The sequence below is a fragment of the Rhodococcus sp. 06-418-5 genome (assembly GCF_002258285.1).
Classification (GTDB): domain Bacteria; phylum Actinomycetota; class Actinomycetes; order Mycobacteriales; family Mycobacteriaceae; genus Rhodococcoides.
In genome coordinates, this window is sequence record NZ_NOYE01000008.1 from 38653 (window position 1) to 53737 (window position 15085).

Annotated in this window: 16 protein-coding genes and 1 riboswitch; of the genes, 8 read left to right on the forward strand and 8 right to left on the reverse strand. The window is 65.8% G+C overall.

From position 1 onward, the window contains the following. Nucleotides 1–9 precede the first annotated feature (9 nt). A complete protein-coding gene (locus tag CH274_RS01850) occupies nucleotides 10–987 on the reverse strand; it encodes an NADPH:quinone oxidoreductase family protein (RefSeq protein WP_032396807.1) in 978 nt (325 codons plus the stop codon). A 106-nt stretch (nucleotides 988–1093) separates the two neighbouring features. Here CH274_RS01850 and CH274_RS01855 point away from each other — a divergent pair, with 106 nt between their 5' ends. Both CH274_RS01855 and CH274_RS01860 read left to right on the forward strand, forming a co-directional pair. Beyond that, nucleotides 1094–1780, forward strand: coding sequence for a dienelactone hydrolase family protein (locus tag CH274_RS01855; RefSeq protein ID WP_094656592.1), 687 nt, complete (start codon nucleotides 1094–1096; stop codon nucleotides 1778–1780). Beyond that, nucleotides 1767–2675: an amidohydrolase family protein gene (locus tag CH274_RS01860; RefSeq protein ID WP_094656593.1), complete on the forward strand. Its 909-nt coding sequence runs from the start codon at nucleotides 1767–1769 to the stop codon at nucleotides 2673–2675. Before CH274_RS01855 ends, CH274_RS01860 begins: the two co-directional genes overlap by 14 nt. A 9-nt stretch (nucleotides 2676–2684) precedes the next feature. Here the strand turns inward: CH274_RS01860 and CH274_RS01865 are convergent, their stop codons facing one another. Together CH274_RS01865 and CH274_RS01870 are read right to left on the reverse strand one after the other, a co-directional pair. Next, entirely contained in the window at nucleotides 2685–3530 is an 846-nt protein-coding gene (locus CH274_RS01865; RefSeq protein WP_032396808.1) for a patatin-like phospholipase family protein, read from the reverse strand. A gap of 28 nt (nucleotides 3531–3558) precedes the next feature. After that, nucleotides 3559–4413, reverse strand: a complete 855-nt coding sequence (locus CH274_RS01870; protein WP_045197517.1) for an alpha/beta hydrolase — start codon at nucleotides 4411–4413, stop codon at nucleotides 3559–3561. Between the two features lie 169 nt (nucleotides 4414–4582). On the opposite strand from CH274_RS01870, the gene CH274_RS01875 reads away from it, so the two are divergent. Further along, nucleotides 4583–5767, forward strand: coding sequence for an alkane 1-monooxygenase (locus CH274_RS01875; RefSeq protein ID WP_094656594.1), 1185 nt, complete (start codon nucleotides 4583–4585; stop codon nucleotides 5765–5767). Between the two features lie 4 nt (nucleotides 5768–5771). Here CH274_RS01875 and CH274_RS01880 read toward each other — a convergent pair whose 3' ends face one another. Continuing rightward, a complete protein-coding gene (locus CH274_RS01880; RefSeq protein ID WP_094656595.1) occupies nucleotides 5772–6974 on the reverse strand; it encodes an ATP-binding protein in 1203 nt (400 codons plus the stop codon). 228 nt (nucleotides 6975–7202) lie between these two features. Here CH274_RS01880 and CH274_RS01885 point away from each other — a divergent pair, with 228 nt between their 5' ends. Continuing rightward, entirely contained in the window at nucleotides 7203–7670 is a 468-nt protein-coding gene (locus CH274_RS01885) for an alpha-isopropylmalate synthase regulatory domain-containing protein (RefSeq protein WP_094656596.1), read from the forward strand. A 48-nt stretch (nucleotides 7671–7718) separates the two neighbouring features. On the opposite strand, the gene CH274_RS01890 is transcribed toward CH274_RS01885, so the two are convergent. Then, nucleotides 7719–8234 carry an HD domain-containing protein gene (locus CH274_RS01890; protein ID WP_094656597.1) on the reverse strand — a complete coding sequence of 172 codons (516 nt, stop codon included), beginning with the start codon at nucleotides 8232–8234 and terminating at the stop codon, nucleotides 7719–7721. 114 nt (nucleotides 8235–8348) lie between these two features. Here CH274_RS01890 and CH274_RS01895 point away from each other — a divergent pair, with 114 nt between their 5' ends. From CH274_RS01895 to CH274_RS01905, 3 genes are all read left to right on the forward strand, one after another. Next, entirely contained in the window at nucleotides 8349–9248 is a 900-nt protein-coding gene (locus CH274_RS01895; RefSeq protein ID WP_094656775.1) for a metal-dependent hydrolase, read from the forward strand. An 83-nt stretch (nucleotides 9249–9331) separates the two neighbouring features. Further along, complete coding sequence (locus tag CH274_RS01900; protein ID WP_256993473.1) at nucleotides 9332–10351, forward strand: PDR/VanB family oxidoreductase; 1020 nt, start codon at nucleotides 9332–9334, stop codon at nucleotides 10349–10351. Between the two features lie 14 nt (nucleotides 10352–10365). Beyond that, complete coding sequence (locus CH274_RS01905) at nucleotides 10366–11289, forward strand: alpha/beta fold hydrolase (protein ID WP_094656598.1); 924 nt, start codon at nucleotides 10366–10368, stop codon at nucleotides 11287–11289. Here CH274_RS01905 and CH274_RS01910 read toward each other — a convergent pair. Then, on the reverse strand, nucleotides 11265–12200 hold the full coding sequence (locus CH274_RS01910; RefSeq protein ID WP_094656599.1) for a quinone oxidoreductase family protein: 936 nt from the start codon (nucleotides 12198–12200) through the stop codon (nucleotides 11265–11267). The genes CH274_RS01905 and CH274_RS01910 overlap by 25 nt on opposite strands. Before the next feature lie 89 nt (nucleotides 12201–12289). Here CH274_RS01910 and CH274_RS01915 point away from each other — a divergent pair, with 89 nt between their 5' ends. Continuing rightward, entirely contained in the window at nucleotides 12290–12877 is a 588-nt protein-coding gene (locus tag CH274_RS01915) for a TetR/AcrR family transcriptional regulator (RefSeq protein ID WP_094656777.1), read from the forward strand. Nucleotides 12878–12883: 6 nt separating this feature from the next. Here CH274_RS01915 and CH274_RS01920 read toward each other — a convergent pair whose 3' ends face one another. After that, nucleotides 12884–14152, reverse strand: coding sequence for an LLM class flavin-dependent oxidoreductase (locus tag CH274_RS01920; RefSeq protein WP_094656600.1), 1269 nt, complete (start codon nucleotides 14150–14152; stop codon nucleotides 12884–12886). A gap of 1 nt (nucleotide 14153) precedes the next feature. Continuing rightward, nucleotides 14154–14915 carry a 3-oxoacyl-ACP reductase gene (locus CH274_RS01925; protein ID WP_094656601.1) on the reverse strand — a complete coding sequence of 254 codons (762 nt, stop codon included), beginning with the start codon at nucleotides 14913–14915 and terminating at the stop codon, nucleotides 14154–14156. Nucleotides 14916–14963: 48 nt separating this feature from the next. Continuing rightward, a riboswitch (TPP riboswitch) is annotated at nucleotides 14964–15056 on the reverse strand. Between the last annotated feature and the right edge of the window lie 29 nt (nucleotides 15057–15085).

The following is a 15085-nucleotide window of genomic DNA, read 5'->3' on the forward strand; positions in this document are numbered from 1 at the left end:
GACCGCAACTCAGCGCGTGAAGTCGAGCACCACTTTGCCTGCGGCAGTGCGGTTCTCCAGTGACGCGATAGCGGCGGCAGCGTCGGCGGCCGGGAACACCGACGGCTCGGGTGCGCTGAGCGATCCATCGGCGAGCAGCGGTTCGATCTCGGCCCACTGCGTGGCGAGGTAGCCCGGGCGCGTCATCCACCATGCACCCCAACCGACTCCGACGACGTCGACGTTGTTGAGCAGCAATCGGTTGACCTTGACCGTGGGGATCTCGCCACCGGTGAAGCCCAGCACCAGGATTCGGCCCGACGGCGCGAGCGAGCGAATGCTGTCGGTGAACCGGTCACCGCCGACCGGGTCGACGACGACGTCGACGCCACGGCCGCCGGTCAGTTCCTTGACCGCGTCCTTCCACCCGTCGACGAGCACCACGTCGGTGGCTCCGGCGGAACGGGCGATGTCGGCCTTGGCCTGCGAGCTCACGACGGCGATGACGCGAGATGCCCCGAGTACCGGAGCCATTCGCAGTGCGGAGGTTCCGATGCCCCCTGCTGCGCCGTGCACCAGGACCGTCTCGCCCGCAGCCAGACGGCCGCGTTCACGAAGTGCGAAGTGCACCGTCAGGTCGTTGAACAACAATCCTGCCCCCGCGGACAGGGACACCGACTCGGGTAGCGCGAAGACGGTGTCGGGTGAGACCACGGCGACCTCCGCCATACCGTCGCTCAGTCCCGTCAGCGCCGCGACGCGATCCCCGGCCGAGAAGCCGGATTCCGGCGGTGCCGACCGAACGATGCCGGCGATCTCGCTGCCGGGGACGAACGGCAACTCGGGCTTGTACTGGTAGAGGCCGCGGGTGAGCAACGCGTCGGGAAAGGCGACGCCGGCGGCATGAACCTCGATGACCACCGATCCGTCGCGCGCGGCAGGCTCGTCGACGTCAACCACGGTCACCGAATCGGGTCCGTCGAGGCTGGAGATCTGTACCGCACGCATGAGTTGTCCTCTCGGTCGGGATCGTTCCCTGCACGCCACCGTACAAAACAGCGAGTCCGACCGACGCTACCGGCATGTACTACGTGCGGTGTGCTCCAATCGAGGGATGAACACCACTCCCCTCACCGTCGTTCGGCCCGATGGTGATGCCCGCGGCGGCGTCATCGTCATCCAGGAGGCCTTCGGGGTCACCGACCACATCGTCGACGTCTGCAATCGCGTCGCGGCCGCAGGGTGGGTCGCGGTCGCCCCGCACCTGTTCCACCGGCAGGACGGCGTCACCGTGCTCGACTACTCGGACATGGATTCGGCCATGGCGGCCATCGGAGAACTCGAGGCGGACGAGGTGGACGCCGACGTGGACGCAGCGGCGACCGCACTGGCCGAACTCGGCTTCGAGCCCTCGTCCATCGCGATCGTCGGCTTCTGCATGGGTGGCAGTGTGGCGTTCCAGACTGCTGTTCGACGCCCACTCGGTGCGGCCGCGACGTTCTACGGCGGCGGAATCACGCAGGGCCGCTTCGGCTATCCCGCGATGGCCTCGGTGGGCGACGCACTCCAGACGCCGTGGCACGGGTTCTTCGGGGATCTGGACGAGGGCATCCCGTTCCAGGATGTGGAGACGCTGCGCGAGATCACCGCGACGGCACCGGTGGCCACCGAGATCACTCGCTACGCCCACGGCAAGCACGGATTCCACTGCGACGACCGCCCTGCCGTGTTCGACGCCGACGCCGCCGCCGATGCCTGGGGCAAGACTCTCGCGTGGTTCGACGCCCATGTCGCACGCTGAGCCGCCACGCTCCGACGCCGAACTTCTCGACGAGACCGAACGGATCGTCGCCTTCTGGACCGAGTTGTCCCTGCCCGGTCTGTTCGACGTCCACACGCACTTCATGCCGAAGAACGTGATGGACAAGGTGTGGAGCTATTTCGACAGTGCCGGTCCACTGACCGGCAGCGTCTGGCCCATCTCCTACCGGTTCGCCGAAGAACAACGGCTGGAGGTCATTCGGGGGTTCGGAGTACGGCGGTTCACGTCGATGATCTACCCACACAAGCCGTCGATGGCGGCCTGGCTCAACTCGTGGGGTGCCGACTTCGCGGCCCGGACCCCCGACTGCCTGCAGACCGCCACCTTCTATCCCGAGGACGGGGCCACCGGGTACGTCGAGCAGGCGTTGACGAACGGTGCTCGAATCTTCAAGTCGCACATCCAGGTCGGCAACTACTCACCGAACGACCCCTTGCTCGACGGTGTCTGGGGTGCCATCTCGGACGCGCAGGTACCCGTGGTGATCCACTGCGGTTCGGGCCCGGCACCGGGAACCCATACCGGACCGGAGCCCATTGCCGGACTGCTGCAGCGGTTCCCGACGCTTCCGCTGATCATCGCGCACATGGGCATGCCGGAGTACAGCGACTTCCTCGATCTGGCCGATCGCTACCGGAACGTGCGGCTGGACACCACGATGGCGTTCACCGACTTCTCCGAGGCGGGCGCACCGTTCCCCGAACACGAGCGGCCACGGCTGCTCGAACTGCAGGATCGCATTCTGTTCGGCAGCGACTTCCCCAACATCCCGTACCCGTATCTGCATGCGCTGCAGGCCGTGAGCCGACTCGATCTCGGTGACGACTGGGTGCGTTCGGTCTGTTGGGGAAACGGCGCTGCACTGTTCGGCTAGAGAGGTCCTCTAGACCCAGAACTCGGCGATGCGTTCTGCGATGGCATTGCCCTGCGCTCGTCCGGCCACGGCTGCAGCCGATCGAACTGCGATGTCGGTGGCATCGGGGCCGATGGCGGCCGACGAATCGGCGTCGGGGGCAACGACCTCCACCTTCGAGCCACCCTTGATCAGCCGCTCTCGTTCGACGTCGAAGGGGTCGTGCTCCAGATCGAGGGCACCGACCCTGAACACCAGCACCTTCTCGAAACCGACTGCCAGATCGGCGTTCTCGCTCGCCCGGATACCGCCGTCGACATAGCGGTGATCGCCTATGGTCACCGGCGGCCACATTCCCGGGATAGCGCAGCTCGCGGCCACGGCGTCGATCAGCTGGACGCCCGAGCCACGATCGAGTACCCGATGCCGACCGGTCACGGCATCGACAGTGACGATCCGTAGATCGCGATTGGGCCACGTGTGCGACGGCAGCCGGCGTTCGATGATCGCCCTGCGCTCACGCTCGGAGATCGTCGAGGCCGCCAGAGCTTCGGTGCCGATACGCCGACGCGTGTCGATCGCACTGCCGTCCGAGTTCTGGGCCGCCCGAGCCAGCATGGCGACCAGCTCGTCGATCGTCGCCTCGGCATGCGGTTCGTGGTCCTGCTTGGCCTCGTCCGCCTGACGCTCGAACAGCTCGGCCAACGTGGCTCCGCTCGAGATCTGGGCTGCGACCGAGGACCCGGCCGAGGTCCCCAGCAGCATCTCGGCGTCGCTGACGTCTGCTCCCGATTCGGCCAATCCCAGTAGGACACCCGTCTGCCACGCAATACCTGCGACTCCGCCGCCGCCCAATACGAGTGCTCGCCTGGTCATGGTCGTACCCCCTTCTTCGAAAGATCCGTCAGGAACTTACAGCGCCGGTGTGTACACGGGGACGTAGCCAAGCGATGAGGTCGTCGAGTACGCGCTCCTTCTCCGGTTCGTTGAACACTTCGTGGAACAGTCCGTCGTACTTCTTCAGGGTGAGGTCGTCGGATCCGGCGCGCTCGGCGATCAGTTCACTGCCCGAGACATCGGCCAATCGGTCTGCAGTTCCGTGCTGCAGCAGCACGGGAATCCTCAGCGCAGGCAGTCGCGTCGGGAAGGTCTCACCGACGCCCAGCATGGCTGCGGCCAGGCCGGCCGAAACCGCGCCGTGGTAGCCCAGCGGATCGGCGACATAGGCATCGACGACGTCGCGATCGCGGGAGACGAGAGCGGGGTCGAGCTTCAGCACGGGAACTGCCGGTAGGAAACGTCCGAGGACCTTACCCACGGCCACCAGGGCTTTCGGCTGACCGACACTGGGGGCCACCGCGGGCCCGGACAGCATCAGGCCGTCGAGGTCGTCTTGGTGGTCGAGGGCGTACGACAGTGCGATGGCGCCACCCATGCTGTGGCCGAGCAGGAAGGTGCGCTGATTCGGATGCTCGGCGGCGGCGATGCCGAACAGTGTGTGCAGGTCGTCGGTGAAGTCGGACCACTTCTCCAGCGACACCCGTTTGCCGCCGGATCGTCCGTGGCCGCGGTGGTCGGGTGCATAGACGACGAGCCCGAGGGAGCCGAGTCGTTCGATGACGTGCCGGTACCGGCCGGCGTGCTCGGCCAGGCCGTGAGCCAGCACCACGATCCCGGTCGACGTGGTCTCCGGTGTCCAGACGTCGTAGACGATTCGGGTTCCGTGAACGCCGACGAACGACGACTCGACATGCTTCATTCGGTCACCGTACAAGGGCGGCGGGGCCTTCGACGGCTCATCGGCGAACCCACAGATTTTTGCTTGGGTAACTATCATCGTGGAACGGGCGATGTAGTTGTGACACGCCACTACCGATCAGTCCTCGCATCCCGGGGGCACGGCACCGACCAGGAGTGAAGAATCAAGAATGCGTGACGAGTCCGCCACGAGCACGTCGCCGCGGTGGCGCGACCCCAAACGCTACCTGTGGCCGCTGGGGTTGATCATTCCTCTGAGCCCGTTCCTGGCCTGGGGGCTGGTATCTCTCCTCGGCCCCGGGGCGTTCTGGACCCTCGGCCTGATGATCATGGGTGTCGCCCTACCGCTGGTGGACAGGTTCGCCGGGGTGGATCGCAGCAATCCTCCGGACGAGGCGATCGCCGCGCTGGAGAACGATCCGTACTACCGCTGGTGCGTCTACCTGTTCCTGCCGCTGCAGTACGCGGGGCTCGTCGCGGCCTGTTATCTGTGGGCGCACGGGCCGTTGGGAGTTCCCGAGCGAATCGGCCTCGCGATCACCGTCGGAATCGTCGGTGGAGTGGGCATCAACGCCGCGCACGAACTGGGTCACAAGCGGGCGCGCCTCGAACGTTGGCTCTCGAAGGTGACGTTGGCGCAGACTCTGTACGGCCACTTCTACGTCGAACACAACCACGGACACCATTTGCGTGTGGCGACCCCGGAGGACCCGGCATCGGCGAAGTTCGGCGAGTCGTTCTGGAAGTTTTTGCCGCGCACCATCGTCCACGGCCTGCGCTCGGCCTGGACGCTGGAATCCCGACGCCTCGCCCGGCAGGGCCTGTCACGGTGGTCGTACCGGAACAATCTGTTCAACGCCGCGGCCATGAGCGTCGCGCTGTTCGGCGTGCTGATCGCCGTCTTCGGCACCGTCATCGTTCCGTACCTGGTGCTGCAGGCCGCGATCGCCATCGTTCTGTACGAGGCGGCCAACTACCTCGAGCACTACGGGCTGCTGCGTCGGAAGCGGCCGAGTGGGCGATACGGCAAACCGACTCATCGGGACAGCTGGAACAGCGATCACCTGTGGAGCAATCTCTTTCTGTACCACCTGCAACGCCACAGCGATCATCACGCGAATCCGGTTCGCCGCTACCAGGCCCTGCGCACCGTCGACGAGTCCCCGCAGCTACCGGCCGGGTACGCCGTGATGATCTTCTGCTCGCTGGTTCCGCCACTGTGGCGCCGGGTGATGGACCGACGACTGATCGACTTCTACGACGGTGACGCAGACCTCGTCAACGTCGATCGCACCGACCCCAGGGCAGTGCGGAAGCTCGAGCAGCTGTGTGTCGAACGAGCCGAGGCGCACTGACAGTTCACACCACTGCAGGCTCGTCGGTCTGTGCGCGCAGGTAGCGACCGAAGTGCGGGACCGTGAACGCGATGGTTCCGCGCTCGGCGGAGTAGATCAGGCCCTTCTTGATCAGGCCGTCGCGTGCCGGCGACAGTGACGCCGGCTTGCGTCCCAGCTCGGTGGCCACGGCCGAGGTCGGCACCGAACCGTCGTCCACGGACAGTTCGGCCATCGCGCGCATGTATTCGCGCTCGGCCGGTGTCGCCCGTTCGTAGCGAGAACCGAAGAATCCGACGGCCAGTTCCTCTTCCGCCGTCGGGGCGGCGACGCGCACGTCCTCGACGGTGATCGGGGTATCGGCTGCCAGATCCCAGGTCGCCTTGCCGTAGGCCTGGACGAAGTACGGGTAGCCGTCGGCGGCCGCGTACAGCGCGTCCAGAGCTTCCGGAGTGAACTCGACGTCCTCTCGGTCGGCCGGAGCGATCAGCGCCAGATCTGCAGCGGCCCGCTCGAGCCGTCCGATGCGGTGGTAACTGAACAGGCGCTCGGAGTAACTCTTGGATGCCGACAGCACCGCGGGCAGGTGCGGCAAACCGGCCCCGACGATGATCAGCGGGGCCGTGTCCTGACTGAGTTCGTGGCAGGCCGCACACAGCGCGGAGATGTCTGCGGGCCCGAGGTCCTGCATCTCGTCGATGAAGATGGCAATGCCCACGCCCACGTCCCCGGCCAGCGCGGAGGCGTCGAGCAGCAGTTCCACGAGGTCGATCTCGATGTCGCCGGAGTCGGCGCGGCCGGTCTTGGCCGGGACGTCGATGCCTGGTTGCCACCGCTCCCGCATGCCCTTGTCGGCAGTGGAGCGCAGTGCGAAGGCCTTGAGCACGCCGAGGAATTCGTCGACGCGTTCGGGATCGCGATGCGAGGCCGCGATCCCGCGGACGGCCATGTGCAGCGCCGAGGACAGTGGTCGACGCAGTTCCTGGTCGGGACGAGCCTCGATCTTGCCGGTGCCCCATCCGCGCGCAATGGCTGCGGATCGGAGCTGATTGAGCAGCACCGTCTTCCCGACGCCTCGCAGCCCGGTGAGAACGACACTGCGTTCCGGTCGGCCGCGGGTGATGCGTTCGAGCACGACGTCGAAGGCGTCGAGCTGCTTCTTTCGGCCTGCGAGCTCGGGTGGGCGCTGGCCGGCGCCGGGAGCGTAAGGGTTACGCACGGGGTCCATGGGGCCAAAGTTACAACGAATCGTGCGATATATGCGGACATCTAGCTCGTGTCCTAGAGATCTGTATTCGCTCGATACTTGCGCGGCAGTCCAGGTCGCGGCTAAGTTCGTCGCTGTGAAGCGCATTCTCGTAGTACGCCGCCGTAGCGGGGTCTGATTCGGACCGACCCCTCGCTGCGGGTCGTCGTGCTATCTCGGTCCTCCCTTCACATTCGGAAGACCACTCCCATGAATGCACTTGCTTCTTCTCTCGCCACAGATCCGTTCCACGCCCGATTCGGTTGCCCACTGCCGCGCACCATGTGCGACGCGATCACCTGGCAGCACATGTCGTGGGCGAGCTTCACCGAACGCTTCTCACCCACCACCGGACCACTCCGACTGGGGTCATGGACTGCCTGCAGGGCACCTGGTGGCAGAACCGAATTCGACGCCACCTTCGGTATCGGCGACACCATCATCAACTGTGCCGCAACGACGTACGGTCCGATCGAGGCACTGACGTCGATGTTGCACGATGCCGGATTCCGCATCGAGATTCTCTCGTTTCACCAGCAGAGTATCGGCGACGAGACAGCCACCTTCGTGCTGGCCGAGCGTGACGGTCGACGCGAATGGTCGATGGGCGTGGATGCCGACGCAACCCTGTCGTCCATCAGGGCAGTCGTCGCCGGGGCCAACCTTCTGGGCCGGTAGCGCTTTCTTCGCCTGTCTAGCACTTGTGCAAGACAGGCGAAGATCTCGCTAGGGCATCTCGATCGTCTCGGCTCGGTGAATTTCGGCCACTGCCCGGCCCAGGTAGGTCTCGGCGCGGCCGCGACGCACCGCGAGCAGGTCCGCGACCACCAGCAACGCATGCGCCGGACGCGGCCTCGCACGCGACTGCTCCTCAACGTCGGATACCCCCAGGGCTCCGGTGAGCACCTCGACGAACCCCGCGATATCCAGATCCGGCAGCCAGTGCGCGCCTCGCACGGTCCGACCGAGTACCTCCTGGACGTTTTCGCCGGTCAATCCATCGCTGTATACCTCCTCGAGCAACGTGCGTACCATTTCGGCATGCACGTGACCGGCTTGCGCCGAGTCCGAGCGGCCCAACAGCTCGACGGCGTCGTCGAACGCGATCGGATCCTCCGCCGCAACAGCGGCCAGGGCATCGTTCGTGGCATCGGCGATCCGTCGAACCTCGGCCGGCCACTCGGCAGGCCACGTGACGGGGACGGTGCTCGGGGGAACAGCCGCTGGGGAGGGGTCGGTCATCACAGAAGTCTCTCATCGAGGACCGACATGGTTCCTTTTACCTGTAACTGGTGTTTATACTAAGTTGCGCACTGTGGCATCGGCCACACATGCGGAGTGGAGGAGGTGGACTCGATGAGCCAACGGAACACTGTTGCATCGGATCCCGGCGAAGTGATGTTGCAAGCCAGGAACGTCAAGTTCGACTGGAGCGATCTGCCGATGCACTGGGTGCCGGGCGATCCGTACACCACGCACGTTCTCAACGTGCTGCACCTGTTGCTGCCCGCCGGCGAGCACTGGTTCGTCGACACCTTCAAAGAAGCTCTGCCCTACATCGACGACGAGAAGCTGCGCGACGACGTCATCGGGTTCATCGGGCAGGAAGCCGTTCACGCCGAGGCGCACACCGGCGTGCTCGTGCACCTCCAGGCCAAGGGCCTCGACCCGACACCCTTCACCGACCAGATGGAGTGGGCCTTCGGCAAGGTCCTCGGATCCGACTCGGTGACCAGTCTGCGATCGAAGAACAACCTGGTCGAGCGACTGGCTCTGATCGCCGCGATCGAACACGTGACGGCATTTCTCGGCGACTGGGTACTCAACGCCGACGGTCTCGACCGCGCGGGCATCCACCCGACCATGCTCGACCTGCTGCGCTGGCACGGTGCCGAAGAGGTCGAGCATCGCTCGGTTGCGTACGACACGCTGCGCTACTTCGACAAGCGCGAAGTACGTCGGCTGCGCACGTTCGTGGTGGTCGTGCCGTTGATGGCATACATCTGGATGCGCGGCATCATCTTCTTGATGAAGAACGATCCGGAGCTGCAGTCTGCACCCAAGTCCGTCCGCAAGCCTCGGTCGGCTCTGTGGCGGAAGTCGGTCAAACGCGGCACCCTTCCCGCGCTGACGCACGTCGGCCGCAGCATGTCGCGCTACCTCAAGAAGTCGTACCACCCCAGCCAGGAAGGCTCCACCGCACAGGCCGTCCGGTACCTCGCGTCCTCGCCTGCCGCGCAGGCTGCGGCACGGTGAAGCTCAACGCACGACGCGTGCCGCGGCTGCTTCCCAAGGATGCACCGCCCGACCTGCGCGGACGAGCACGTCCCGACCGCTCGATGCAGCTGCTCGGTACGTTCCTCAACGGGTACATGCAGGCGGCTGCCGGTGCGGAGTACAACGACGCCGTCGCAGGCCACAATCCCGATTCCGCACTGAAGTTGGTCGTGACCGAGCGCGAGATCGTCGCCGAGGACAACGATGTCGCTGCCCTCACCCTCGCGTCGCCGACGGGCGACCAGCTCCCGATCTGGCACCCGGGCTGCCACCTCGATCTGCACCTACCGTCGGGCCGCCGTCGGCAGTACTCACTGTGCGGCGACCCTGCCGATCGCAGCTCCTACCGGATCGCGGTACGCCGAATCCCCACCGGCGCAGGTGGATCCATCGAGATGCACGGACTGCAACCGGGCACCGAGGTCATCGTCCGCGGGCCGCGCAACGGGTTTCCGTTCGTCGGCGACGGCAGTGCACTGTTCGTCGCGGGCGGAATCGGCATCACTCCCATCATCGCGATGGTCAGAGCTGCAAGGATTCTCGGCATGGACTGGCAGTTCGTGTACTGCGGTCGATCTCGCGACACGATGCCCTTCCTCGACGAGATCGAGAGCTGGGAATCGGATCGGGTGTTCATCCGGACCGACGACATACACGGCTACCCCTCCGAGGGCGAACTACTCCGGCGTGCACCGGCAGGCGGTGCCGTCTACTGCTGTGGACCCACCCCCATGCTCGACGCCGTCCGCCGCGATTTTCGCCAGTGCCCGGCCACGGCACTGCATTTCGAGCGTTTCGGCCCGCCGCCCATTCTCGACGGCACTCCGTTCGAGGTGCAGCTGATCAGCACCGGTGCCGTGCTCGACGTCGCGGCCGACGCGTCGGTGCTGACCGCGGTCAAGGAACAGAAACCGAACATCGCATACTCGTGCCAGCAGGGCTTCTGCGGTACCTGCAAGGTTCGGGTGCTCTCGGGTGAGCCCGAACATCTCGAATCTCGGCTCACTCCCGAAGAACAACGTGATCACATGCTCATCTGCGTCTCCCGGGCACGCAGCGGGCGTCTCGTACTCGATCTATAGAACGGAAAACACTGTTGAGCAGCAACGCAGTTCGGACGACGGTCGTCAACGAGGGGATCAGCCTGGCGGTGTTCGAGAGCGGCAACCCCGAGGGTGATCCCATCGTCCTCGTCCACGGGTGGCCCGACACCCACGATTTGTGGAGCCACATCGTGCCCCGGCTCGAGGACCGCTTTCGGGTGATCAGCTACGACTCCCGCGGAGCAGGCGAGAGCACGGTTCCCACCGAGCAGTCCGCCTACAAGCTGGCGCGTCTGGCCTCGGATTTCTACGCTGTCGCCGACGCCGTCAGCCCCGACGCCCCGGTACACGTGCTCGCCCACGACTGGGGTGCCGTGGAGGTATGGGAAGCCGCCGCCCAGCCGCGTGCGAAGGACCGAATCCGCTCGTACACATCGATTTCCGGCCCGAACCTCGATCACCTCGGCAAGTGGTCGCAGTCGCGGCTGCGCACACCCACTCTCACCGGTATCAAGCAGGTGCTCGCCCAGGTACGCGCGTCGTGGTACACCGTCACCTTCCACATCCCCCTCCTCGCCAAGCTGCGGATCAAACGGCAGTTCGCCAAGGGATGGCCCGCGTTTCTCGAAGAGTTCTCGGGCGTCGATCCCTCCCTCGTCACCCAGAACCCCACGCTGTGGTCCGACGCCACCAACGGCACCAATCTGTACCGCGCAAATATTCTTCCCATTCTGGGCAATCCACGCGACCGACACATCGACATCCCCGTCCACCTCATCGTCAACACCGAGGACGTCGCCGTGCGGCCGTACCACTACGACGACACCGGCAAGTGGGTGAAAGACCTGACCCGCAACGACATTCCCGCCGGTCACTGGTCGCCGATCTCCCATGCCGACGACATCGCGAGGTTGACGCGAGAATTCATCGACTCGCTGGACGCGCGAGCCGGTCAGGGGACCAATATCAGTTTGTGACGGGTGAGTGGGGCTCGCTTCCACGCGCTCGCCACCTCGGCCAGCGGGACGTTCTCGTACTCCACGGTGATCTTGCCTGCCACGGCCCACTCGGTGAGGGTTCGGTAGGCCTGCGCCGTGGCATCGGGCCCGTAGTGCAGCGGCATGAACCCGACGACGGTCGCCCCGAGCGATCGAAGGAGCTGCGCTGGAAGGGTGACCTCCGCACCGGCCCGGTCTCCGACCTGAACCAAACGAACGAGCCGATTTCCTGCGCGCAGTGCAGCCAGAGCGACTGTGCCCCAGGTGTAGTCGACCACGACGTCCGCGCCGGCGGATGCGTGCCGAATGGCGGACGACAGTTCGTCGACGCTCTTGTCGCCGACGGCCACCGTCGCTGTGGCACCGAGTTCGCGGGTGGCGTCGAGCGCGCCCTCGTCGCGGCCTACCACGGTGATCGATCCGGCCCCGAGCAGCGTCGCGGCCTGCACGGCCAATCGTCCGACGACCCCGGTGCCACCGAGAATCACCACGCTCTCCCCGTCCTTCATCCGGCCGCCGTGGGTCAGCGGCATCAGCGCTGCCAGTCCGGCGTTGCCGAGCGTCGCGGCGGTCGAGAAATCCAGCCCATCGGGTAGTTCCACGAGCGACGCCGTCGGTACCAGCGCCTGCTGGGCCATCGAACCGTAGGGCGGGACCGGCGGGCAGAAATAGACTCGGCGACCGTCCTGCGTGGTGCCCGTGCCTTCGATACCGCTCACGGTCGGCAGTGACTGCGGGCTGAGGTAGTGGGTGCCCGCGGCGATGATGATGTCGACGGCATTGAGTGTCGCCGCCGCCACGTCGACCACCTCCATGCCGGGTGCCGGTTCCGGGTCGGCGTGGTCTGCGTACGTGGGCACTCCGAATTCGGTCAGAACTGCGGCTTTCATCCGTCCCCCTATGAAGCGAATCGATATTCACTGAATCAATATTCAGTGTGTATCGTGACGGCAGAGGTGTCAACAGGGAGGGTGTGACGATGGCGGCCACGAGCCGGGCGCAGCAGGCCGAACAGACGCGCATCGAGCTGGAGAACGCCGCCCGCGTCGTGTTCGCCCGGTCCGGTTACCTCAACACCAAGATCGTCGACATCACCCGGCAAGCCGGCCGCGCAGCGGGGTCGTTCTACAACCATTACTCCGGCAAGGACGAACTACTGCTGGCGTTGGCCGAGCAAATCGGTGTGGATGCCGACATCATCGTCGCCACTCAGGATCCGACGGCCCGCGACCGCCCCACGATGCGGCCACACGTGGAAGTCTTCTGGCAGTTGATGACTCGACACCGCGTGGTGATCGATGCCCTCCGCGACGCCGCACTCGTCAATGCGGACTTCGCCGAGCGAGTACACCGATTCACGCAGATCCAGTTCGAGCCGTGGGTGAACCGCCTGGCGAATATCGAGGAGGCGGGCGTCGAGCTACCGGCCTCCCCGGCCACCACCGCCATGCTCATCGGCGGCGCGGCCGAGAACTTCGCCCGGCTGTGGCAGGGCTCGCCCGAGGACGGTCTCGATGCGCTGGTGACGTTCGTCGATCGGGGCGTCTTCGGTCCGGCCGCTCGGTGAATCCACTCAGTGAGCCAGGTGCCCACGCAGCGTCGACGCGGTGTACTCCGATCGAAAGAGACTGCGCTGCTGCAATATAGGGACCACCTGATCGACGAAGTCGACGAGCGAGTCCGGGTAGCGAGGGCACATCAGGTTGAACCCGTCGGCACCACGACCGATCCACGACTGCATCTCGTCGGCGATCGACTCCGGTGTGCCGATCATCGTGGCGTGGCCGCCGCCGGCCGCGAGGGTGCCGAGCAGTTCCCGCACGGTGGGAGCATCCTTCTCGATGATCCGCAGAATCGTCTCGTAGCGCCCCTGCGGTCCGGTGAACGCCGCTGCCGGTGGCAGAGTCGGTACCGGAGCATCGAGTTCCCAAGCAGCGCAGTCCTGCCCGGTGAACACCGACAGCATCGCCAACGACTGCTCGGTGGGGAGCAGCAGATCCAGTTCGGCTTTCTTGCGGCGGGCTTCGTCCATGGTCGACCCGATATAGGTCACCAGACCCGGCATGATCCCCACCGTCGCGCTGTCGCGACCCGCATGGCGGATTCGCGTCTTCACGTCCTCGTAATAGCGTTGCGCTGCCACGAGATCGTAGGCTACGGCGTAGATCGCCTCGGCATACTTGGCCGCCAGTTCGCGGCCCGGTCCCGACGCTCCGGCCTGAAACAGGACCGGACGACCCTGCGGCGACCGCGGTACCGTCAACGGCCCGTCGACCCGAAAGTGCTTGCCGTCGTGATCGATCGAGTGCACCTTGGCCGGATCGGCGTAGTTGCCGCTCCGATCGAGTGTCAACGCGTCGGCATCCCACGAATCCCACAGCGCCAGAGCCGTATCGACGAATTCCTCGGCGCGCGCGTAGCGCTCCTCACGAGCCGGAATTGCGTCCATTCCGTGATTGCGCGCCTCGGCGTCGAACATGGAGGTGACCACGTTCCAACCGGCCCGGCCGCCGCTGATGTGGTCCAACGACGCCAGCATGCGCGCAGCATGGAACGGGGTGTAGAACGTCGACGACACCGTGGTGACGAGCCCGATGCGCGTGGTGGCCCTGGCCATGGCCGACAGCGCGGTGATCGGCTCGAGGAACCAGGTACCGGCCCCGGCTGGATCGCGCACCGAATGTCCGTCGGCGAAGAACACGGCGTCGAACTTTCCCCGTTCGGCGAGCTGCGCGAGTTCCTCGTAGTACGAGATGTCGCCCAGGTCCTCCACCCGCGAATCGGGGTGCCGCCACGCCGCACTGTGGTGCCCGCAACCGTAGAGAAAAGCGTTGAGGTGCATGTCAGTCCTTGACCAGGCCGCCGTCGACGACGAGGTTCTGACCGGTGACCGACCGCGCCCACGGCGAGGCGAAGAACAGCAGTGCGTCGGCGAATTCCTCGGGGGTGGTGACGCGTTGCAGCGGAGTCGACGCAGCGATGAAGTCGAACACCTCGGCCGGAGTGGCCGCGCTGGCGTCGGTGGTGCGCAGCAGTCCACCCGAGACCATATTGACGGTGATGTTGTCCGCGCCCAGATCGGCGGCAAGAGTGCGGGTCAGGGAGAGCAGAGCCGCCTTGGACGCCGTGTAGTCGTGGTACGGCACCACCGGATTCTGGAACAAGTTGGTGCCCACGTTGACGATTCGGCCGAACCCGGCCTCGCGCATACCCGGCAGCGCAGCCTGGGTGGTGAGCAACGCCGCGCGGACGCTGCCGCGCAGTTGCGCGTCGAAACGCTCCCAGGTGATGGTGTCGGCCTTGGGGCGGGCATCGCCGTCGAAGGAGAAATCGGCCAGTGCGTTGTTGACGACGGTGGTGATCGGGGTGCCGAAGTGCTCACGTGCAGTGCCGAACAGCGCGGCGACGGCCGACTCGTCGGTGACGTCACCCTGCACTGCGATCGCGTTCTCGCCGAGCCGGTCTGCCAGCGCCTCGGCGGCATCTTTGCTGTTGCGGTAATCGATCACCACACGTGCGCCCTGACCGGCGAACGCCGCGACGATCGCTGCTCCCAGTCCGCGTCCACCGCCGGTGACCAGTACCGTCTGCTCGTCGAGTTTCATGCGCCTCGCCTCTCGTTCGAGGTCGGGACCGTCACGAGGGGACAGGAATACCGAACGTCACGACATTCCCTTCGCTGGTCCTAACCAGATCAGGTTCGACGGGTGTGTTCTCAGCCCCTGGGGGCACCCCGTGTCGCGCTCGACTGTACCCACCGGTCTCGGCAGGACGC